20 protein-coding genes are annotated in these 21,399 nt (G+C 65.7%); 11 read left to right on the top strand and 9 right to left on the bottom strand.

Translation table 11 applies throughout. From position 1 onward, the window contains the following. The first annotated feature begins 247 nt into the window (after positions 1–247). From B2J89_RS17320 to B2J89_RS17305, 4 genes are all read left to right on the top strand, one after another. The gene (locus B2J89_RS17320) at positions 248–1,345 is read left to right on the top strand and encodes an NAD(P)/FAD-dependent oxidoreductase (protein WP_169168563.1); all 1,098 of its coding nucleotides are present in this window, start codon (positions 248–250) and stop codon (positions 1,343–1,345) included. A 143-nt stretch (positions 1,346–1,488) separates the two neighbouring features. Further along, positions 1,489–1,800: a DUF883 family protein gene (locus tag B2J89_RS17315; RefSeq protein WP_169168580.1), complete on the top strand. Its 312-nt coding sequence runs from the start codon at positions 1,489–1,491 to the stop codon at positions 1,798–1,800. A 51-nt stretch (positions 1,801–1,851) separates the two neighbouring features. Continuing rightward, positions 1,852–2,247: a phage holin family protein gene (locus tag B2J89_RS17310; protein WP_169168564.1), complete on the top strand. Its 396-nt coding sequence runs from the start codon at positions 1,852–1,854 to the stop codon at positions 2,245–2,247. Then, entirely contained in the window at positions 2,244–2,558 is a 315-nt protein-coding gene (locus B2J89_RS17305) for a hypothetical protein (protein ID WP_169168565.1), read from the top strand. Before B2J89_RS17310 ends, B2J89_RS17305 begins: the two co-directional genes overlap by 4 nt. Before the next feature lie 87 nt (positions 2,559–2,645). Here the strand turns inward: B2J89_RS17305 and B2J89_RS17300 are convergent, their stop codons facing one another. Continuing rightward, positions 2,646–3,716, bottom strand: a complete 1,071-nt coding sequence (locus tag B2J89_RS17300; protein WP_169168566.1) for a quinone-dependent dihydroorotate dehydrogenase — start codon at positions 3,714–3,716, stop codon at positions 2,646–2,648. Positions 3,717–3,752: 36 nt separating this feature from the next. On the opposite strand from B2J89_RS17300, the gene rpiA reads away from it, so the two are divergent. Then, positions 3,753–4,442, top strand: a complete 690-nt coding sequence (gene rpiA / locus B2J89_RS17295; RefSeq protein WP_169168567.1) for a ribose-5-phosphate isomerase RpiA — start codon at positions 3,753–3,755, stop codon at positions 4,440–4,442. A gap of 55 nt (positions 4,443–4,497) precedes the next feature. Here the strand turns inward: rpiA and B2J89_RS17290 are convergent, their stop codons facing one another. The 5 genes from B2J89_RS17290 to B2J89_RS17270 all read right to left on the bottom strand — a co-directional run bounded on the left by B2J89_RS17290 (position 4,498) and on the right by B2J89_RS17270 (position 11,401). Next, entirely contained in the window at positions 4,498–5,157 is a 660-nt protein-coding gene (locus B2J89_RS17290) for a glutaredoxin family protein (RefSeq protein ID WP_169168568.1), read from the bottom strand. 49 nt (positions 5,158–5,206) lie between these two features. After that, positions 5,207–7,237: a M3 family metallopeptidase gene (locus B2J89_RS17285; RefSeq protein WP_169168569.1), complete on the bottom strand. Its 2,031-nt coding sequence runs from the start codon at positions 7,235–7,237 to the stop codon at positions 5,207–5,209. A 59-nt stretch (positions 7,238–7,296) separates the two neighbouring features. Next, a complete protein-coding gene (folD, locus tag B2J89_RS17280) occupies positions 7,297–8,151 on the bottom strand; it encodes a bifunctional methylenetetrahydrofolate dehydrogenase/methenyltetrahydrofolate cyclohydrolase FolD (protein WP_169168570.1) in 855 nt (284 codons plus the stop codon). Positions 8,152–8,222: 71 nt separating this feature from the next. Then, the gene (locus tag B2J89_RS17275) at positions 8,223–8,849 is read right to left on the bottom strand and encodes a response regulator transcription factor (RefSeq protein WP_169168571.1); all 627 of its coding nucleotides are present in this window, start codon (positions 8,847–8,849) and stop codon (positions 8,223–8,225) included. Continuing rightward, positions 8,846–11,401, bottom strand: coding sequence for a PAS domain S-box protein (locus tag B2J89_RS17270; RefSeq protein WP_169168572.1), 2,556 nt, complete (start codon positions 11,399–11,401; stop codon positions 8,846–8,848). Before B2J89_RS17270 ends, B2J89_RS17275 begins: the two co-directional genes overlap by 4 nt. 168 nt (positions 11,402–11,569) lie before the next feature. On the opposite strand from B2J89_RS17270, the gene aceE reads away from it, so the two are divergent. The 4 genes from aceE to B2J89_RS17250 are packed head-to-tail and all read left to right on the top strand — an operon-like array spanning position 11,570 to position 18,159. Next, a complete protein-coding gene (aceE, locus tag B2J89_RS17265) occupies positions 11,570–14,305 on the top strand; it encodes a pyruvate dehydrogenase (acetyl-transferring), homodimeric type (RefSeq protein ID WP_169168573.1) in 2,736 nt (911 codons plus the stop codon). A gap of 19 nt (positions 14,306–14,324) precedes the next feature. Continuing rightward, positions 14,325–16,019, top strand: a complete 1,695-nt coding sequence (aceF, locus tag B2J89_RS17260; RefSeq protein ID WP_169168574.1) for a dihydrolipoyllysine-residue acetyltransferase — start codon at positions 14,325–14,327, stop codon at positions 16,017–16,019. 12 nt (positions 16,020–16,031) lie between these two features. Beyond that, the gene (gene lpdA, locus B2J89_RS17255; protein ID WP_169168575.1) at positions 16,032–17,909 is read left to right on the top strand and encodes a dihydrolipoyl dehydrogenase; all 1,878 of its coding nucleotides are present in this window, start codon (positions 16,032–16,034) and stop codon (positions 17,907–17,909) included. A gap of 28 nt (positions 17,910–17,937) precedes the next feature. After that, the gene (locus B2J89_RS17250) at positions 17,938–18,159 is read left to right on the top strand and encodes a DUF3079 domain-containing protein (protein ID WP_169170241.1); all 222 of its coding nucleotides are present in this window, start codon (positions 17,938–17,940) and stop codon (positions 18,157–18,159) included. Between the two features lie 40 nt (positions 18,160–18,199). On the opposite strand, the gene B2J89_RS17245 is transcribed toward B2J89_RS17250, so the two are convergent. Further along, entirely contained in the window at positions 18,200–18,451 is a 252-nt protein-coding gene (locus B2J89_RS17245; RefSeq protein ID WP_169170240.1) for a GlsB/YeaQ/YmgE family stress response membrane protein, read from the bottom strand. Between the two features lie 152 nt (positions 18,452–18,603). Between B2J89_RS17245 and B2J89_RS17240 the strand changes: the two genes are divergently transcribed. Both B2J89_RS17240 and B2J89_RS17235 read left to right on the top strand, forming a co-directional pair. After that, entirely contained in the window at positions 18,604–19,560 is a 957-nt protein-coding gene (locus B2J89_RS17240; protein WP_169170239.1) for a class I SAM-dependent methyltransferase, read from the top strand. A 231-nt stretch (positions 19,561–19,791) separates the two neighbouring features. Then, positions 19,792–20,565, top strand: a complete 774-nt coding sequence (locus B2J89_RS17235; protein WP_169170238.1) for a DUF4114 domain-containing protein — start codon at positions 19,792–19,794, stop codon at positions 20,563–20,565. A 56-nt stretch (positions 20,566–20,621) separates the two neighbouring features. Here B2J89_RS17235 and B2J89_RS17230 read toward each other — a convergent pair whose 3' ends face one another. Both B2J89_RS17230 and B2J89_RS17225 read right to left on the bottom strand, forming a co-directional pair. Then, positions 20,622–21,119: a hypothetical protein gene (locus tag B2J89_RS17230; protein ID WP_169170236.1), complete on the bottom strand. Its 498-nt coding sequence runs from the start codon at positions 21,117–21,119 to the stop codon at positions 20,622–20,624. 20 nt (positions 21,120–21,139) lie between these two features. Further along, positions 21,140–21,399, bottom strand: a 260-nt coding sequence (locus B2J89_RS17225; protein WP_169170237.1) for a GlsB/YeaQ/YmgE family stress response membrane protein, incomplete at its 5' end; no start/stop codon positions are given.

Below are 21,399 nucleotides of genomic sequence, written 5' to 3'. Positions count from 1 at the left end.
GATTAGCTCAGCGGTAGAGCACTGCCTTCACACGGCAGGGGTCACATGTTCGATCCATGTATCGCCCACCAAAAACGAAAGACCGGCCATCAGTGGCTGGTCTTTTTTTTTGCCTTTTGCACGTCGGGTCCGTGGGGTGCCGTGCATTGGTACAGACAATGCACTGCGGGACGGCGGCGACGACCCGCACCTTGCGCGGTGCGGGCGCACCAGGGCCGGCGCCCTGGTCTCTTGCAGGAGCTTACTAATGACAGATTCCGTGGATTGCGCCGTCATCGGCGCAGGGGTGGTGGGCCTGGCGGTTGCGCGCGCCCTGGCGCTGCGTGGCCGCGAGGTCATCGTGCTGGAGGCCGCGCCGGCCATCGGCACAGGCACCAGTTCGCGCAACAGCGAGGTCATCCATGCGGGCATCTACTATCCCGAGGGGTCGCTCAAGTCGCGCCTGTGCGTGCAGGGCCGCGAGATGCTGTACGGCTACTGCGCTGCGCGCGGCATTCCTTACCGCCGCTGCGGCAAGCTGATCGTGGCCACCCGCGCCGAGCAGCTGGCGCAGCTGCACGGCATCGTCGCGCGCGCGGCCGCCAATGGTGTGGTGGATTTGCAATGGCTCGACCGCGATGCCGCGCGGGCGCTGGAGCCTGCCCTGGAGTGCGTGGCGGCGCTGCATTCGCCCAGCACCGGCATCGTCGACAGCCACGCCCTGATGCTGGCGCTGCAGGCCGACCTGGAGCATGCGGGCGGGCTTGTGGCATTGAATTCACCTCTGGCCCATGCCCGGTGCGCGCAAGATGCTATTTTGTTGATAGCGGAGGATGGCACGCAGCTGCAGGCACGCACCGTTGTCAATGCCACCGGGTTGGCGGCGCCGCTGCTGGCGCGGCGCTTCGAGGGGCTGGATCCACGGCATGTCCCCACGCCCTATTACGCCAAGGGCAGCTACTTCACCCTCAGCGGCACGGCGCCTTTCAGCCGCCTTGTTTACCCGGTGCCCGAAGCCGCTGGCCTGGGCGTGCACCTGACGCTGGACTTGGGCGGCCAGGCCAAGTTCGGCCCCGATGTGCAGTGGGTCGAGGCGCCCGACGACCTGACCGTGGACCCGGCCCGGGGCGATGCCTTCTACAGCGAAGTGCGCCGGTACTGGCCCGGCCTGCGCGCAGGCAGCTTGGTGCCGGGCTATGCCGGCATGCGGCCCAAGCTCAGTGGCCCTGGTGCACCGGCCGCCGATTTCGTGATCCAGGGGGAGCGCGACCATGGCGTGCGCGGGCTCGTCAACCTGTTTGGCATCGAGTCGCCAGGCCTGACCAGCGCGCTGGCCATCGCGGAGCAGGTAGCGAAGATGCCGTGAATTTGTCGGACAGGGGCTCAAAAAGCACCGCCATGCGCTCTTTGGGTACCTGGCGCCCGAACAGCTCGCTAAGATGGGTTCTGCAGCACCGCCACGAGGCTGCGCGCTATCGATTCCTGTTTTTCACACAACGAAAGGCTGATATGACGACCTCTGCTTCCGACACCATTTCTTCCACCCAAAGCGAACTTGAGAAACTGGTTTCCGATTTGCGTGGGTTGCTGTCCAGCCGAGATCTCGACAGCATCCCCCAGATCAAGCTCCTGCGCCAGCGCATGGACGATGGCATGCACAACGTGCGCGATGCCGCGGTGGAAGCTGCGCAAGAGGCCGCGCGCCAAGCCAAGGAGGCCGCCCGTGCGGCAGACCGCTATGCACACGACGAGCCGTGGCGCGTGGCCGGGGCCGCTCTCGCCGTTGGCGCGCTGGTCGGCTTCCTGCTGTCGCGCCGTTGAACTTGTGTGGGCGGCTGCGCAGGCCGCCCGGTCTCTGACAGGAGGACGTGCATGAACTGGATTTCCCTGCTTGGTCTGGAGGCCATGGTCGCACGCTGGCGTGCCGCTGTCATGGAGGGCGCCCTGGCTGCAGAAGACCGCCTGGAGCTGGCGCAGTTGGAGTGGCGAGAACACAAGCGCCGACTGCGCAACACCGTGCTGCTGGCGCTGGCGATCGCAGGCTTGACGGTGGTGGCCTTGGTGCTGCTGTCGCTCGCGCTCGTGGTTCAGTTCTGGGACACACCGCACCGCACCGTGGCGACATGGAGCGTCGCGGGCGTGTGGCTTGCGCTGTGGCTTGGTGCGCTGGTGGCGCTGTGGGCCACGGTGCACGCGGCCGGGGGCGCGTTTGCGCTCACGCGCCGCGAACTGGCCCAGGATTGGCACGACATCAAGGAGCAGCTGTGAGCAAGTCTGAATCTTTCTCTGACAAGAATCTGCCTGTTCCCACGCCCGCGCAGCAACGCATCATCGAGCGCATGGCCGCGCAACGCGAACGCCTGCGCGCACGGCGTGCGCGGCGCGAGCAGTTCTTGGCGATGCGCAAGGCCGAGGGAGGGCTGGGCGCGGATGCGCCTTTGCCTTTGCGCGTTGCGGTGTTTGCCAAGCAGCATCCGGCCGCACTGGCCGCCTTGGCCGGTCTGGCCTTGGTGCTCGGACCCAAGCGGCTCGTGGCATGGGCCGGTGTCGTGCTGCCGTTGCTAACGCGCTTGCGCTAGCCTGGAAGGCAGGAAAAAAGTGCTTCAGGAGCGCCGCGGATCGAAGGCAAACCGCGTTGCGCGGCAGTCCGCAGGCCCGGGCGGACGTCAGGCCATGGTCTTGAGAGCGCGTGCGACGCGGCTGGGGAGTGCAGGGCCTTCGTAGATCAACCCCGTATAAATCTGCACCACGTCTGCGCCCGCCCGCACCTTGGCCACGGCATCTTCCGCGCTCATGATGCCGCCCACACCGATGATGGGGTAGCGGCTGCCCAGGGCCGCGCGCAGCTGGCGTATGACCTGGTTGCTGGCCTCCAGGACCGGGGCGCCGCTCAGTCCTCCCGCCTCTTGCGCATGGCACAGGCCTTGCACGGCGTCGCGGCGTATGGTGGTGTTGGTGGCGATGACGCCGTCCATGCCGTGGCGCTCGAGCGCGCTGGCAATGACGGCGACCTGGGCCTCCTCGAGGTCCGGGGCGATCTTCACAAAGATGGGCACGCGCTTTTCCTTGCCGCCGGTGCCCGCATGCTGGCGTGCCAGCACTTCGCGCCGCTCGGCAATCGCGCCCAGCAGCGCGTCGAGGGCGGCGTCGCTTTGCAGCGTGCGCAGGTTCTGCGTGTTGGGCGAACTGATGTTGACGGTCACATAGTCGGCGTGCGGGTAGACACCGTCCAGGCAACTCAGGTAGTCGTTCCTGGCTTCTTCCATCGGCGTGCTGGCGTTCTTGCCGATATTCAGACCCAGCAGCATGGGGTGGGCCCGTTGTTGCGAGCGAAATCGGGCGCGCTGGACGTTGTGCACGAACGCTTCGAGCCCATCGTTGTTGAAGCCCAGCCGATTGACCAGCGCCCGTGCCTCGGGCAGGCGGAACATGCGCGGCTTGGGATTGCCGGGCTGTGGCTGGGGCGTCACGGTACCGACCTCGACAAAACCGAATCCCATGGCGCTGAGTGCGTCAATGCAGCGTGCGTTCTTGTCCAGCCCGGCGGCCATGCCGACGCGGTTGGGAAATGTCAGGCCCGCCAGTTCGACGGGGTCGTCCACGGTGTCATGGCACCAGGCCCACTGCAGGGGCGTGCCCTGACCGCGGGCCAGCATGTCCATGGTGAGATCGTGGGCCGCTTCGGCATCCATGCCAAACAAAAACGGGCGGGTGAGGGCGTAGGGAATCAGGGACATGGGGATAATTCAGGGCTAACCTTCTTATTCTCGCCCATGACGACCTCCTCCCCCCTGACCCAAGACGAACTCAAGGCCCAAGTCGGCCAGGCTGCCTTGCGCTATATCGTGCCCGGCGACATCGTGGGCGTCGGCACCGGCTCCACAGTCAACAAGTTCATCGACGCACTGGCTGGCATCAAGGACCAGGTCCGCGCAGCCGTTTCCAGTTCGGTCGCCAGCACCGATCGCCTGCGCGCCCTGGGAATCGACGTGGTGGATGCCAACGAAGTGGAGCAACTGGCGGTGTACGTCGATGGTGCCGACGAGATCGATGACCACGGCTTCATGGTCAAGGGCGGCGGCGCGGCGCTGACGCGCGAAAAAATCGTGGCCGCGCTCGCCCAGCGCTTTGTTTGCATCGCGGACGAGTCCAAGCGCGTTGCCGTGCTTGGAAAGTTTCCCCTGCCGGTGGAGGTCATTCCAATGGCGGCTCGGCACATCGCCCGCCGGTTTGCCGCGCTCGGCGGCCATGCCACATTGCGCCTGAAGGACGGGGCGCCGCTGGTGACCGACAACGGCCAGCACATCCTGGACGTGACAGGGCTGTCGATCACCGATCCCCTGGCCTTGGAGTCCGAGGTGAACCAGTGGCCCGGCGTGGTTTGCGTAGGAATCTTTGCGCACCAGAAGGCGTCGGTGTGCCTTTTGGGCACGGCGCACGGGGTGCAAACGCTGGCCTATTGAGCGTTTGCGCGGCGAGAATTGCCGGCTTGGGGACGTAGCGTGGAGCGCCGGTGCCTCAGAAGCGGATGCCCGCAGGGTTGGGCGGCGTCGGCCCGCGCGGCACTGCCGGTTCCTGGCGGACGGCAGGCGGCGCATTGCCAGGGGCTGCCGCCGTTGCGGGAGCAGGGGATGGCGTGCGTTGGATGGCCACCAGAGGGGTGGGCGCGGCTCGGCGGTACTGGGGGGGCAGCTGCGACTGCTTGGGGTAGCCGGCCGCATCCAGGTACTGCGTCCATTCACTGTCCGAAAAACCCGTCAGCTGCTGGCCCCCGATGGTGCCAAAGGGCAGGCTGGAGCCGCCACTGAGGCGCTGCAGGGCGTCGATGTCTTCGTTGCTGGCCACGGTGCGCTCGGTGAAGGGCACGCCGCGCTGGACTAGCAGATTGCGCGCGCTGGCGCACGGCGTGCAGTCGGCGCCCGTGTACAGCGTGACCGGAAAGCGCGTGGCGATCTGGCGCAGCTCGTAGGGCAGGGCAGTGGCCTGACCGGCCTCTGGTGCGGCGCCGGCCCGCCCGGCCCGGGCGGGCTCCGCGTCGTTGCCCGGCGCGCGGTCGGAAAAGGTCACCTTGCCGTCCGGCCCGACGATGCGGTAGACCGGCTGGGCCTGTCCCGGGCCGGCCCAGGCCAGAGTGCACAGCAGGGTGGCCAGGGCAAGGAAGGGGCGGGGCAGGGGCATGCTCAATCTCCAGAACGTTCAGCGCAGTGGGTGAAGGTGCAAGGCGTGCTCAGGCCATGCCCTGGTGGCGCAACAGCGCCTCCAGGTTGGGCTCGCGGCCGCGGAAGGCCTTGAACGATTCCATGGCCGGGCGGCTGCCGCCGGCCTCCAGGATGGCCTGGCGGTAGCGCCGCCCCGTCTCCTGGCAGGGCGATCCGTCGGGGCCGACGGTTTCCTCGAACGCGGCATAGGCATCGGCGCTCAGCACCTCGGCCCATTTGTAGCTGTAGTAGCCGGCCGCATAACCGCCCGCAAAAATGTGGCTGAAGGTGTGCGCTGTGCGGCTGAAGGCCGGGGGCTGCAGCACGGACACCTCCTGGCGCACCTGCGCCAGCAGCGGCATGAAGTCGTGCGCCGGATCGTGCGAAGTGTGCAGCAGCATGTCGAACAGCGCGAATTCGATCTGGCGCAGCGTGCCCATGCCGCTCTGGAAGTTCTTGGCCGCCATCATCTTGTCGAACAGGGTGCGCGGCAGCGGCTCGCCCGTGTCCACGTGCGCGCTCATGTGCTTGAGCACGTCCCATTCCCAGCAGAAATTTTCCATGAACTGGCTGGGCAGTTCAACCGCGTCCCATTCGACGCCGCCAATGCCCGACACGTCGCGCTCGTTCACTTGCGTGAGCATGTGGTGCAGCCCGTGGCCGAACTCATGGAACAGGGTGATGACGTCGTCGTGCGTGAGCAGCGCCGGCTTGCCATCGACGCCGCCGGCAAAGTTGCAGACCAGGTGCGCGACCGGCGTCTGCAGCTCGCCGGTGTCGGGTCGCAGCCAGCGCGTGCGCATGTCGTCCATCCACGCGCCGCCGCGTTTGCCGGTGCGTGCAGGCTGGTCGAGGTAGAACTGGCCCACCAGCTGCCCGGCCCGCTCAATGCGGTAGAACGCCACGGCGGGATTCCAGACCGCCGCGTCATCCGGGCGAATGGCCACCTCGAACAGTGTCTCGACGATCTTGAACAGCCCCGCCAGCACCTTGGGGGCGGTGAAGTACTGTTTGACCTCCTGCTCGCTGAAGGCGTAACGCGCTTCCTTGAGCTTCTCGGCAACGTAGGGCCAGTCCCAGGCCTGCGGGTCGCCCAGGCCCAGGCTCTCCGCGGCAAAGGCGCGCAGGTCGGCCACGTCCTTTTCGGCGTAGGGCCGGGCGCGGTGCGCCAGGTCGCGCAGGAAGGCGATCACCTCGTCGGCCGACTCGGCCATCTTGGGCACGACGGACACCTCGCCGAAATTGGCGTAGCCCAGCAGGTGCGCCTCTTCCTGGCGCAGCGCCAAAATTTCCTGGATCAGGGCCGTGTTGTCGTATTTCACGGCCTCGCCCGCGGCCTGGTCGGAGGCGCGCGTGACGTAGGCGCGGTACAGCGTCTCGCGCAGCGCGCTGCTGCGGGCAAACTGCATCACCGGCAGATAGCAAGGCATCTTGAGCGTGAGCTTGAAGCCGTCCTTGCCCTCGGCGCGCGCGGCGGCCTGCGCGGTCTGCTGGACGTCGGAGGGTACGCCGTCGAGCTCGTCGGCACGGGCGTAGTAGGCGTATGCGTCGGTCGCATCGAGCGCGTTTTCGCTGAACTTCTGCTGCAGCTCGGCCTGGCGCTCCTGGATCTGCGCAAAGCGCTCCTTGGCAGCGCCTTGCAGCTCGGCGCCCGACAGCACGAAGTTGCGCACTGCGTTCTTGAGCGCCTGGCGCTGTTCGGTGTTGAGCCCGGCCGGGTCGATGGCCTTGTACTTGGCGTAGAGCCGCTCGTCGGCGCCCAGGCGTGTCCAGAACTCGGTCACACGCGGCAGCGCCTCGTTGTAGGCCGCGCGCAGCTCGGGCGTGTCGGCCACGCTGTTGAGGTGGCTCACCACGCCCCAGGAGCGGCCCAGCTGTTCGGTGGCCACGTCCAGCACGCGCGCGATGTCGTCCCAGCGCGCGGGAAACGCGGGCGCCGTGACGGTTTCGAGCGCCTGGCTGGCGCGCGCCAGCAGCGCGTCCATGGCGGGCGCCACGTCACTGGGGGCAATGCGGTCGAATGCGGGCAGGGCGGAGAAGTCGAGGAGGGGATTGCTCATGCGGGCTTAGATGGCGTCGCCTGGGGGCGGTTCAAGGTGGTAGGGGCGCGGGAGGTGTGTCAGGCGCCGGCGGCGCGCTCTGCCGCTTCGAGGGTATTGACCAGCAGCATGGTGATGGTCATGGGGCCGACGCCGCCGGGCACGGGGGTGATGTGGCCCGCCACGTTCTTGACGCCGTCAAAGTCCACGTCGCCGCAGAGTTTGCCTTCGTCGTTGCGGTTCATGCCGACGTCGATGACGACGGCGCCGGACTTGACCATGTCGGCCGTGAGCACGTTGCGCTTGCCCACCGCGGCGACGATCACGTCGGCCTGCAGGGTCTGCGCCTTGAGGTCCTGCGTGGCGCTGTGGCAGATGGTGACGGTGGCGTTTTGGGCCAGCAGCATGAGCGCCATCGGCTTGCCCACGATGTTGCTGCGTCCGATGACGACCGCGTGCTTGCCGCGCAGGTCGTAGCCAATGGATTCGAGCATCTTCATGCAGCCGTATGGGGTGCAGGGCCAAAAACCTGGCATGCCGGTCATCAGCGCTCCGGCGCTGGCGATGTGGAAGCCGTCCACGTCCTTGGCGGGCGAGATGGCTTCAATCACCTTTTGCGCATCGATGTGCTTGGGCAGGGGCAGTTGCACCAGGATGCCGTGGATGGACGGGTCGTTGTTGAGCGCTTCGACGCGTGCCAGCAGCGCAGCCTCGGTCATGTCGGCGCCGTACTTCTCGAGCACCGAGTGCAGGCCGCTGTCCTCGCACGCCTTGACCTTATTGCGCACATAGACCTGCGAGGCCGGGTTGTCGCCGACCAGCACCACGGCCAGGCCAGGCGTGACGCCGCGGGCCTTCAGGGTGGCGGCGCGTTGGGCGACGTCGGTGCGCAGTTGGCGGGAAAGGGCGTTGCCGTCTATCGTTTGGGCTGTCATGGTCAAATATCAATGAAAAAAGCCTCTAGCGCTTATGTAGTAAGCGCTAGAAGCTATTGAAAGTGTAGCGGTCAGGCTTTGGCGGTGGTTTGGCCGAGCGCAATCTTGAGCAGGTCGGCGACGGTGTTGGCGCCGAGTTTTTCCATGATGTTGGCGCGGTGCGCCTCCACGGTCTTGATGCTGATGCCCAGGTCGTCGGCGATCTGCTTGTTCAGGCGGCCGGCGACGATGCGTTCCAAGACCTGCGCTTCGCGGCTCGTCAGCTTGGACAGCAGCGCATCGCGGCTGGCCGCCTGCTGGTGGCCGGTGAAGGCTTCGCGCGCATGGTCGAGCATGCGCTCCACCAGGGCAATCAGCTCTTCTTCGTTGAACGGTTTCTGGATGAAGTCGAGTGCGCCCTTCTTCATGGTGTTCACGGCCATGGGCACGTCGCCGTGGCCCGTGATGAAGACGATGGGCAGAGGGGACTTGCGTTCGATCAGGCGGTCTTGCAGCTCCAGACCCGTCATGCCACCCATGCGGATGTCGACGATCAGGCAGGCAACTTCGCGCGGGTCGTAGCGTGAGAGAAAGGATTCCGCCGAATCAAAACAGCGCACCCGGTAATCCTTGCCTTCGAGCAGCCACTGCAACGAATCGCGCACGGCTTCGTCGTCGTCGACCACATACACAGTGCCTTTTTTCGGAATCAAGCTCATGCAATTGTCCTCGGGGGATGTACATTAGCTACAGAATTCGTAGCATCGTTGTCAGGCGCAGCAAGCGGAAGCCAAAAAGAGAACCTGCAGCCCGTGACTTCGGAACCATTGTAGATGTTCTCCGCCTGCATTCTCCCCTGGTGGGATTCGACAATGCTGCGGCACAAATTGAGGCCCATGCCCATGCCTTCCTGCTTGGTCGAGAAAAAGGCTTCGAACAGGCGCTCGAGCACTTCCTGCGCCAGTCCCTGGCCGGTGTCCTGCACCGAAAACTCGACCACCTGCTGGCCCTCGATCTGCTTGGGCACGACACGCAGTTCCACGCTGCGCCTTGCCGGCGTGCGGCGTGCCTGGGCAATCGATTCGGCGCCGTTCTTCATGAGGTTGATCAGCACCTGTTCGATCAGGATGGAGTCGGCCATGACCTGCGGCAGCCGTGCCGCGACATAGTGCGTCAGGCGCACGTTGTGGCGACGCAGTTCGATGTCCGCCAGCTCCAGCGCTTCGCCGACCATGCTGGAGACATCGGCCAGCGTGCGGTTGGGCTCGCTCTTCTTCACGAAGTCCCGGATGCGCTGGATGATCTGCCCGGCGCGCTGCGCCTGGTGCGAGGTTTTCTCCAGCGCCGCGAGCAGGGCCTCCTGCGTGATCTGGCCGCTGTGGATACGCGAGACGATGCCGTTGCAGTAGTTGTTGATGGCGGTGAGCGGTTGGTTGAGCTCGTGCGCCACGCTCGATGCCATCTCGCCCATGGTGATCAGGCGGCTGACCGACTGCGCGCGCTCGGTTTGCCGGGCGGTCTGCTCCTCGGCCTGGCGCCGGGGCGTGATGTCGGTGGCAATCACCATCTGGGCCAGGCGCCCGTCGACCCAGCTGAGGTAGCGCGAGCGCACTTCCAGCCACTTGCCCAGTTCGGGCAAGAAGATTTCGGCGTTCTCGGTGTGGGCGCTGGTCAGGGTGTCGGTGGGCAGCCCCATGAGCCCGTCTTCGCCGTCTGCGCTGTCGCTGCCGGCGTTCTTGGCAGGCAGCACGCCGGCCTGGGCCACGAGCTGCAGGTGTCCGTCGGTCTGTGAGCCAAACCACTGGCGGTAGAGTTTGTTGGCGAACAGCAGCTCTTCGCTGCCCAGGGGGGCCACCGAGACCGAGGCGTCAAGCGCTTCGAGCACGATGGTGAAGCGCTCATGCGATGCCGAGAGTTGCTCGCGGATGCGGTTGGGCTCGGTGATGTCGGTCATCGAGGTCATCCACCCGGTCTGCTGGCCGCGCGCGTCGATCAGCGGAGAGACGTAGAGCCGGGCATCGAAGATGGCGCCGTTCTTGCGCCGCACCCGCACCTGGAAGCCCCCGGACACGGTCTTGCCGTTGAGCTCGTCCTGCAGGCGCGCGTGCAGCGTGTCCAGGTCGGCGTCGGGCCAGTAGGGGAACGGCGGTGTCTGGCCCACCAGTTCGGCCTCGCTCCAGCCTGTCATCTGGCAGAACGCTGCGTTCACGTAGGTGATGCGGCCCTGCAGGTCGAGCGCGCGCATGCCGGTGAGCACCGAGTTTTCCATGGCGCGGCGGAAATTGGTTTCTGCCACCAGGGCCATCTGCGCCTGCATGCGCCGGCGTGTGTGGCGCCAGGTGGCAATCAGCATCCACGCCGTCATGGTGCTGAGCGTGACCACCAGCCAGAACAAGCCGCTGCCGACCACGCCCAGCGAGGTGCGGTACGCCTGGGCCCGCAGCACCAAGCCGTTGCCCACGGGCGAGACGGGCACTTCGTATTCGTTGGCGCGCTTGCTCCAGGGCTGCCAGGGCATGGTGGCGCTGCGAGGCGCCAGCGGCGTGCCGGCGAGCACCTGGTGCTGCGCGTCGAGCAGCGTCACGGCATAGCGCGCCAGTACCTCGGTGGGAGTGCCGTAGCGCAGCAGGCTGTCGATGGAATACTCGCCCAATACCACGCCGCCAAACTTGCCCTGCACATTGAGTGGCACCTGCAGCTGCAGCAAAGGCGTGGGCTCGCCACTGCCGGCGGCGGGTTGCACATAGACCGGCTGCTGCAGGTCGCGCGTGAGGTCGAAGGCGTCGGCGGTGTCGCCTTTCTTCAGCACCTCGCCGGGCACGCGCATCTGGCCGCCCGAGAGTGTGGGCGCTGCGTGGCTGGCACGGATGTGGCCGCGCGCATCGATCCAGGTTATGGCCTGGAGCTCGGGGTACTGGCTGATCAGGGCCTCTGCGCGCTGGTCGAACTGGGGGCGCTCCAGCTCCTGGTTCGACAGATCGCGTGCAATGCGCATGATCTGTTCCTGGCGCTCGAGCAGGCGCAGGCGCACGCGCTGCTGTGCGTACTCCACATCGCGGCGCAGCGCCTCCTGCTCGCGCTCGCCTTCCTCCATGCGCAGATACCAGAAAGCCGCCACGATGGCCGCCATGAACAGCAGCACGGCCGCCAGCGGAGCCAGCGCGGCAAAGCGGTCCTGACGCGTGGGCGAGAGACTGCGCCACCATGCGCGCCACGAGCGCGCGAGCGCGGCAGTGCGCGATGGCGCGGGGGCGAGAGAGGGCGAGTGCATGGGCCGAGTGTAGGGGAGCGCAGGGTGCACCGCGATGGTGCGGAAAATGTGCGTTTGCAGCAATTTATCGTATTATGAAATCTAAAAGCATAATTTGAAATAAGAAAAAAATATGAGAAACTTGGCGGCACGCACTAAATTGCGGTCTATATCTCCAGGAGACAAACCATGTCAGCACAGCCCGATCCTCGCGCCGGCAGCGGCGCATTGCCAGCCCCCGACGCCGACCAGCAAGAGACCCGAGAGTGGATGGATGCGCTGTCCGCCGTGATCGACAAGGAAGGCGCAGAACGCGCCCATTTCCTGCTCGAACAGCTGCTCGAGCACGCGCGCCAAAGCAGCATCGACATGCCGTTCTCTGCCAACACGGGCTATGTGAACACCATCGAAAAAGACCAGGAAGCGCGCTGCCCTGGCAACCTGGAGCTCGAAGGGCGCCTGCGCGCCTATATGCGCTGGAACGCCATGGCGATGGTGGTCAGGGCCAACCGCATCCACCCGCCCGAAGGCGGCGACCTGGGCGGCCACATCGGCTCCTTCGCCTCGCTGGCCAACATGTTCGCGGCCGGCTTCAACCATTTCTGGCACGCCGAGAGCAACGAACCTGGCAAAGAGCACGGCGGTGACTGTCTCTACATCCAGGGCCACGTCTCGCCCGGCATCTATGCCCGCGCCTACATGGAAGGGCGCCTCACCGAAGAGCAGCTGAACAACTTCCGCCAGGAGGTCGATGGCAAGGGCCTGTCGAGCTACCCGCACCCCAAGCTCATGCCCGAGTTCTGGCAGTTTCCGACGGTGTCCATGGGCCTCGGCCCGCTGATGGCCATCTACCAGGCGCGCTTCCTCAAGTACCTGCACGCGCGCGGCATTGCCAACACCGAGAACCGCAAGGTCTGGGTGTTCTGCGGCGACGGCGAGATGGACGAGGTCGAATCGCTGGGCGCGATCAGCCTGGCTTCGCGCGAGAAGCTCGACAACCTGATCTTCGTCATCAACTGCAACCTGCAGCGCCTGGACGGCCCGGTGCGCGGCAACGGCAAGATCATCCAGGAGCTCGAAGGCGAATTCCGCGGCTCGGGCTGGAACGTGATCAAGCTGATCTGGGGCAGCCGCTGGGACGATCTGCTCGCCAAGGACAAGGACGGTGCGCTGCGCAAGATCATGATGGAGTGCAACGACGGCGACTACCAGGCGTTCAAGGCCAACGACGGCGCCTACGTCCGCAAGAACTTCTTCGGCCGCGATCCGCGCACGTTGAAGATGGTCGAGCACATGAGCGACGACGAGATCTGGAACCTGCGCCGCGGTGGCCACGATGCGCAGAAGGTCTATGCCGCCTTCCACGCTGCCAACGAGACCAAGGGCCAGCCCACCGTGCTGCTGGTCAAGACCGTCAAGGGCTTTGGCATGGGCAAGATCGGTGAAGGCAAGAACACCGTGCACCAGACCAAAAAGCTGGGCGACGAGGACATCAAGGCTTTCCGCGACCGCTTCAACATCCCGATCCCCGACAGCCAGATCGCCGACCTGCCGTTCTACAAGCCGGCCGACGACACGCCCGAGATGCGCTATCTGCATGAGCGCCGCCAGGCCCTGGGTGGCTACCTGCCGCACCGCCGCACCAAGGCCGACGAGCAGTTCAATGTGCCGCCGCTCGACACTTTCAAGGCCATCCTCGACCCGACCCCCGAGGGCCGCGAGATCTCGACCACGCAGGCCTATGTGCGCTTTCTCACGCAACTACTGCGCGACAAGGAACTGGGTCCGCGTGTCGTACCGATCCTGGTCGACGAAGCGCGCACCTTTGGCATGGAAGGCTTGTTCCGCCAGATCGGCATCTACAACCCTGCGGGCCAGCAGTACACCCCGGTCGACAAAGACCAGGTCATGTACTATCGCGAGGACAAGGCCGGCCAGATCCTGCAGGAAGGCATCAACGAAGCCGGCGGCATGAGCAGCTGGATCGCGGCGGCCACGAGCTACAGCACGAGCAACCGGATCATGATCCCGTTCTACGTGTACTACTCGATGTTCGGCTTCCAGCGCGTCGGCGACCTGGCCTGGGCGGCGGGCGACATGCAGGCGCGCGGCTTCCTGCTCGGCGGCACCTCGGGCCGCACCACGCTCAATGGCGAAGGGCTGCAGCACGAAGACGGCCACAGCCACATCCTGGCCAACACCATCCCCAACTGCGTGACCTACGACCCGACCTTCGCCCACGAAGTGGCGGTGATCATGCACGACGGCATGCGCCGCATGGTGCAGGAGCAGGAAAACGTCTTCTACTACATCACGCTGCTCAACGAGAACTACCCAATGCCGGGCCTCGAAGCCGGCACGGAAGAGCAGATCATCAAGGGCATGTACCTGTGCAAGCCTGGCCAGAAGGTGCCGCAAAGCGGCCTGCGCGTGCAGCTGCTCGGCTCGGGCACCATCCTGCGCGAGTCATTCTTCGCGCAAGAACTGCTCGAAAAGGACTGGGGCATTGCCGCCGATGTGTGGAGCTGCCCGTCGTTCAACGAACTGACCCGCGACGGCCAGGAGGTGGAGCGCTGGAACCTGCTGCACCCGCTGGAAGCCCCGCGCGTGCCGTTCGTGACCGAGCAGCTCGCCAAGAGCACCGGCCCCGTGATCGCATCGACCGACTACATGAAGGCCTATGCAGAGCAGATCCGCCCCTACATGCCCAAGGGCCGCCACTACAAGGTGCTGGGCACGGACGGCTTTGGCCGCTCGGACTTCCGCCGCAAGCTGCGCGAGCACTTTGAGATCGACCGCCATTACATTGTGCTGGCGGCACTGCGCGCACTGGCCGATGGGGGCCAGGTGCCGGTGACCAAGGTGGCCGAAGCGATTGCCAAGTACGGTATCGCCACCGACAAGATCAACCCGCTGCACGCCTGAAGACGAACGGGAGACAACTATGGCAATGGTAGATATTCAAGTTCCCGACATCGGCGACTTTGACGAAGTGGCCGTGATCGAAGTGCTGGTCCAGCCGGGCGACACGATCAAGGCAGAGCAGTCGCTGGTCACTGTGGAGTCCGACAAGGCCTCGATGGAGATTCCGTCCAGCCACGCGGGCGTGGTCAAGGAGCTGCGCGTGGCCCTGGGCGACAAGATCAAGCAGGGCTCGGTCATCGTGGTGCTGGAAACCGCCGACGCGGCAGCGCCCGCACCGGCGCCCGCAGCGGCTGCACCGGTTGCGGCACCCGCCGTGGCGGCACCTTCGCCTGCGCCCGCTGCAGCGCCTGCTCCGGCAACGCCGGCCGCCGCGAGCACGGTGGATCTGCGCATCCCCGACATCGGTGATTTCAAGGATGTCACCGTGATCGAGATGCTCGTCAAGGTCGGCGACACCGTGGCCCTGGAGCAATCGCTGTTCACCGTGGAGTCCGACAAGGCCTCGATGGAAATCCCATCGCCGGCCGCGGGCGTGCTCAAGGCGCTCAGCATCAAAGTGGGCGACAAGGTCAACATCGGCGATATGGTCGGCCAGATCGAAGGCGTGGGCGCTGCCGCGGCACCCGCCGCTGCGCCGGCTCCGGCGGCCGTGGCCGCTGCCATAGCGCCTGCTGCGGCCCCGGCCGCAGCGCCCCAGTCCGCTGCCACGCCTTCGGCTCCGCAGGCCGCCGTGCCGGCACACAACCCCACCGTGGCACCCACGGGCGCGCTGCCACACGCATCGCCCTCGGTGCGCAAGTTTGCCCGTGAACTCGGCGTGCCGCTGGCCGAAGTGCAGGGCAGTGGCCCCAAGGGCCGGATCACCGAAACCGATGTGCAGGCCTTCACCCAGTCCGTCATGGTCGGCAGCGTGCAGACCCGGGCCCAGGCCGCAGTCGCACCCAAGGCCGCTGCCGCCAGCGGTGGCGGCGCAGGCCTGGACCTGCTGCCCTGGCCCAAGGTGGACTTTGCCAAGTTCGGCGCCATCGAGCGCAAGGAGCTCTCCCGCATCAAGAAGATCAGCGGCGCCAACCTGCACCGCAACTGGGTGATGATCCCCCACGTCACGAACAACGACGAGGCCGACATCACCGAGCTCGAAGCCTTCCGCGTCTCCACCAACAAGGAAAACGAGAAGAGCGGCACCAAGGTCACCATGCTGGCCTTCGTCATCAAGGCCGTGGTGGCGGCGCTCAAGAAGTTCCCCGACTTCAATGCCAGCCTCGACGGCGACGCGCTGGTTTACAAGCAGTACTTCAACATCGGCTTTGCCGCCGACACGCCCAACGGGCTGGTCGTGCCGGTGCTCAAGGACGCCGACCGGAAGGGCATCCTGCAGATCAGCCAGGAAATGTCGGAACTGGCCAAGAAGGCGCGCGAGGGCAAGCTCGGCGCGGCCGACATGCAGGGCGGCTGCATGTCGATCTCCTCGCTCGGCGGCATTGGCGGCACGCATTTCACGCCCATCATCAACGCCCCCGAAGTCGCCATCCTGGGCCTCTCGCGCGGCGCCATGAAGCCTCTGTGGAACGAGGACAAGGAAAAGTTTGTCCCGCGCCTCGTGCTGCCGCTGTCGCTGTCCTACGACCACCGCGTGATCGACGGGGCCTCGGCCGCGCGCTTCAACGCCTACCTCGGTCAGGTGCTGGCGGACTACCGCCGCATCCTGCTGTAAAGGAGCAGCACGATGGCAAGCATTGAAATCAAGGTTCCGAACATTGGCGACTTTGCCGAGGTCACGGTCATTGAACTGATGGTCAAGCCCGGCGACACCGTGGCCGTGGACCAGAGCCTGGTCACGGTGGAGTCGGACAAGGCCTCGATGGAAATTCCCTCCAGCCACGCCGGTGTGGTGCAGACGGTCCAGGTGCAGCTCGGCGACAAGATCGCCGAAGGCAGCGTGCTGCTGACGCTCGAGGCGGCGGCCGATGCCGCAGCGCCCGCGCCGGTGGCTGCTCCTGCTCCTGCATCTGTAGCTGCCGGCGCAGGTCCATCCAGCGTTTCAGTATCAAATCCGGCTGAAACCAAGGTTTCGCCAGTGCCAGCTGCTCCTATTCCAGGAGCGGCCGAGTTTGCCGGCACGGCCGACCTCGAATGCGACGTGCTCGTGCTCGGCGCCGGCCCCGGTGGCTACAGCGCCGCCTTCCGCGCGGCCGACCTGGGCCTGAAGGTCGTCCTCGTCGAGCGCTATGCCACGCTGGGTGGCGTGTGCCTGAACGTGGGCTGCATTCCCTCGAAGGCGCTGCTGCACGTGGCCTCCGTCATGGACGAGGTGAGCCACATGGCCGACCTGGGCGTGAGCTTCGGCGCGCCCAGCCTCGACATCGACAAGCTGCGCGGCCACAAGGAAAAGGTGATTGGCAAGCTCACCGGCGGCCTGGCGGCCATGGCCAAGATGCGCAAGGTCACGACCGTGCGCGGCTACGGCGCCTTCGTCGGCGCCCACCATGTCGAGGTCGAAGAGACCACCGGCACGGGCCAGGACAAGACCGGCACCAAGAAGGTCATCGCCTTCAAGAAAGCCATCATTGCCGCGGGCAGCCAGGCCGTGCGCCTGCCCTTCATGCCCGACGATCCGCGCGTGGTCGATTCGACCGGCGCGCTGGAACTCACCGAAGTCCCCAAGCGCATGCTGATCCTGGGCGGCGGCATCATCGGCCTCGAAATGGGCACGGTGTACTCCACGCTGGGCGCGCGCCTCGATGTGGTCGAGATGCTCGACGGCCTGATGCAGGGCGCCGACCGTGACCTCGTCAAGGTCTGGCAGAAGATGAACGCGCCGCGCTTCGACAACATCATGCTCAAGACCAAGACGGTGGGCGCGCGCGCGCTGCCCGAAGGTATCGAGGTGGCGTTTGAAAGCGCCGAGCCGGGCGGCACCGCCCCCGCGCCGCAGGTCTACGACCTGGTGCTGCAGGCCGTGGGCCGCACGCCCAACGGCAAGAAGATCGCCGCCGACAAGGCGGGGGTGGCCGTCACCGACCGGGGCTTCATCGAGGTCGACATCCAGATGCGCACCAACGTGGCGCACATCTTCGCCATCGGCGACATCGTGGGCCAGCCCATGCTGGCGCACAAGGCGGTGCACGAGGCGCACGTCGCGGCCGAAGTGATCGCCGGCGAGCTGCAGGGCAACAAGGAGTTGGCCGCGGCCGCCTTCAACGCCCGCGTGATCCCCAGCGTCGCCTACACCGACCCCGAGGTCGCCTGGGTCGGCTTGACCGAGGACCAGGCCAAGGCGCAGGGCATCAAAGTCAAGAAGGGCCTGTTCCCCTGGACGGCCTCGGGCCGCGCGATCGCCAATGGCCGCGACGAAGGCTTCACCAAGCTGCTGTTCGACGACAGCGACGAGGCCCATGGACACGGCAAGATCCTCGGCGGCGGCATGGTCGGCACGCACGCGGGCGACATGATTGGCGAGATTGCCCTGGCGATCGAGATGGGCGCCGATGCGGTGGACATCGGCAAAACGATCCATCCGCACCCGACGCTCGGCGAGAGCATTGGCATGGCGGCCGAGATTGCGCACGGCAGCTGCACGGACGTGCCGCCGGCGCGGAAATAGGCAGCGCCTTTTTTACTGAAAGCCGGCCATGGCGGCAAAGAAGTTCCCCAATGCACCCGTGCATCCCGAGCGCGTGTGCTGGGGGTGCGATCTTTATTGTCTGGCCAAGGACATGCGCTGCGGCAACGGCTCGGACCGCACGCCGCACCCTGTGGAACTGTTTGGCGAAGACTGGGCGCAGTGGGGCGCCCAAGCCCCCGAAGAGGCTGCCGGTGGCGAACCGACGGTCACTGATCCGTCGGCGTCTTGACGCGCTACCGCCGCGCAGGGGCGGCAGCCAAGCAGCTGGTTTACGCCCTCTTCTTGATGAAGCCGTAGATCACCAGCAGCACGATCGCACCGAGGACCGAGGCGATCCAGCCGGCCGGTGTGCCTGGTGCATACCAGCCCATCGCCGTGCCCGCATAACCGGCCACGAGCGAACCCGCAATGCCGAGCACGATGGTCATGATCCAGCCGAGCTTGTCGTCGCCCGGTTTCACGGCGCGCGCAATCAACCCGACGATGAGGCCCACAACAATGGTTCCAATGATGGACAACATGGCATGCCTTCCTCAGTAAAAGCACAAATCGTACAGAGATTCCCGGCAAATGGCACGCTGCCACCGCGCGGCAGACACGGTAGGCCCTGAACTGCAGCGCCAGGGCCTGAGCCCAGAAATCCTTGATCGTTTCCCGCAAACCTTTCTTTCCTATGCAAGCCTTACTCACCGCCATCGCCCAGATGCCCCTGCCGACCGACGCCTGCCGAATTTTCCACGGCCGTGGTGGCTTGCATCCCGGTTGCGAGCACTGGGTGCTCGACGCCTTTCCGCCCGTTTTCGTGCTCACCAGTTTTGCGCCGGCTACGGAATCAACCGAACGTGAGCTGTCCGCTATCGGTGCCGCATTGGCCGCGCGCTGGGAACAATTGGCGCCGGGGCAGCCGCTCAATTGGGTGTTCCAGTGCCGCGACGGGCAGCTGCGCACACAGGGCTTGACCGAAACGCGGCTGATGGCCGGCAGCGTGCCCGACCCGCACGTGGTCACCGAGCAGGGCGCGCAATTCCGCGTGCATGTGCTCAAGGGCCAGAACCACGGCCTCTTTCTCGACATGGCCGAGGGCCGCCGCTGGGTGCGCGAATATGCCGCCGCACGCAGCGGCGGCCGTTACGGCCTCAAGGTGCTCAACCTGTTTGCCTACACCTGCGCGTTCTCGGTGGTGGCGCTGCAGGCGGGCGCGAAACACGTGGTCAACGTGGACATGGGCCGCGGCGCCATTGCCATCGGCCAGCAGAACCACCAGCTCAATGGCCTGACGGGCCGTGCCAGCTTCCTCGCGCACGACATCTTCAGCACCTGGGGCAAGATCACCCGCGGCGGGCCGTATGGCCTGGTCATTGTCGATCCGCCCAGCTACCAGAAAGGCAGCTTTGTTGCCACCAAGGACTACGCCCGCCTGATGCGCCGGCTTCCCGACCTGCTGGCGCCGGGCGGCCATGCGCTGCTGTGCCTGAATGCGCCTGAACTGGGCGTGGATTTTCTGCAGGACCAGATGCGGGAATTGGTGCCGGAATTGGCGCTGGTGGAACGGGTGCCGAATCCGGCGGTGTTTGCGGACGTGTCGCCACAAAAAGCTTTGAAGGTGCTGGCTTACCAAGCGCCCCTTTGACGGGTGGAGGTAGCTATTGGGTTGCTCGGCAGGGGTGTTGGATTTTGCTGCATCTGCTTCCAGTGCGCGGGGTGCGGTAAGCGGTGTGAGTTTTGGCGGGTAAAAGCGTCGAGATTTCTTACAAAGTTCCCACGCTATTCGCGTAAGTGGTTGATTTTATGGTGTGGCACGGTGTTTGCCTATGTAAGTTGAATCCAGAAATTTCAGCATCTACTTACAGGGAGACAGACCATGAAATTCAGACCCCTTGCAGCCGCCATTGCAGGAGCGCTTGTTTCGGCAGCCATCCACGCGGCGCCGATCGTGAATAACAATGTGCGCCCGGTGGCTATCAATGGCTCGTCTCCAGGCGAGCAGCCGCTCCAGACGGTGTTGGACAGTGTGTTTGGTGCGGGTGCCGTGAGCGCGGCCAACCACCAAAGCAGCGCCGGCATGTGGGGGTCTGCCACCGGTGTCGCCACCACCATCCCCACGCTGGTCATGGAGCAAACCAGCGGCGCTGCGAGCCAAAAGTTTGGCATGTGGTTTGGCACCGACTCGTCCAATATCTATCGCGTCGATCTGTTCTTTGGCGGTGCGGTCGGGGGTGCGTCCACGTCCCAAATGAGCACCGCGGGCATCGGTATCGACAATGGTGTGATGTACATCGGCGGCGGCATTTCCGCCCAGAGCGCGTGCGGAACGCAGATCAATTGCGGCGTCTTCACCAACGCACTGATCAACCCGTCCAGCTTTGGGTTTTATTTTCAGACCGGGGATGGAAGGATCGCCTATTCCATTGACAGTCTGAACAGCGACGGCGCCACCCGTGTTCTGGCCTTCCAGGGCGGCGCTTCCACCAACTGGGTCTTCGCGTTTGAAGATGGCACCGACAACGACTTCCAGGACATGGTGGTGAAAATCGAATCGATCCAGGTACCTGAGCCCGGTTCTCTGGCGTTGTTGGGCCTGGCCCTCGCAGGCCTGGCAGGTGCGTCACGCCGCAAGCCAAAGAACGCGGGTTGACCTCGGGGCACCGTGGCTAGTGCGCAAGGGTGGCTTTGGCCACCCTTTTTCTTTTGTCAGCGGGCGGGGGCGGGCAGGGCCAGCTGTGCCGCTTGCACCACCCGCACACAATCCTGGATGTGCTGCTCGCCCAGGTAGCGCAGCGTCGCGTAGCCCAACGCCGCAGACACAGCCTGGCCGGCCAGGGGCACGTATTTGGCCAACTGCCTGCCGGTCATGCGCATGCCCAGCGCTTGGGTGGCCTTGAGCACCAGGTCTTTGGTCACAAACTTGCCAATCAGCACCGAGCCGACCATGGCCACCGCTTTTTGCACTTGCTCGCGCTTGTGCGGATCGAGCTGGTCGAGCTGCTGCGGCGACAGGCCGAATTCAGCGTTGATGCGTGGCAGCAGGTGCGACAGCAGCGCTGCATCCACGGCCCAGTCCAGGCCGGGCACCGGCACGGTGCTGGCGACGGCGGCCATCAGCGCGCGGCGGTGCAGCAGGCGGTGGGCGCGCCGCACGGCGGCTTGCACGGCGCCGTCGGCGGCTGGATTGGCAGTAGAGCGGGCCATGCGCGACACCGTGTGAGCAGTCAGAGCTTGCGCTGCAGAAACCGGTAAACGGCCAGCAGGGCCATTGCGCCCAGCAGCGATGCGACCGAGCCGCCCAGGGTTCCGGGACGGTACCAGTCGACCGCTACACCGAGGTAGCCGGCCAGCAAGGCACCGATCACGCCCACGAGCGCGGCCGCGGGCCAGCCCCACTGGGATCTGGTGCGGCTCGCCGTCCATGCCAGCAGCCCGGTGGCGCAACCAATGACGATGGACGTGAGCAGGGAGAGCATGGGCAATC

The sequence above is a fragment of the Acidovorax sp. SRB_24 genome, from assembly GCF_012931925.1.
The sequence above is the reverse complement of the archived record's forward strand: the minus strand, read 5'-3'. Positions and strand labels throughout refer to the sequence as shown.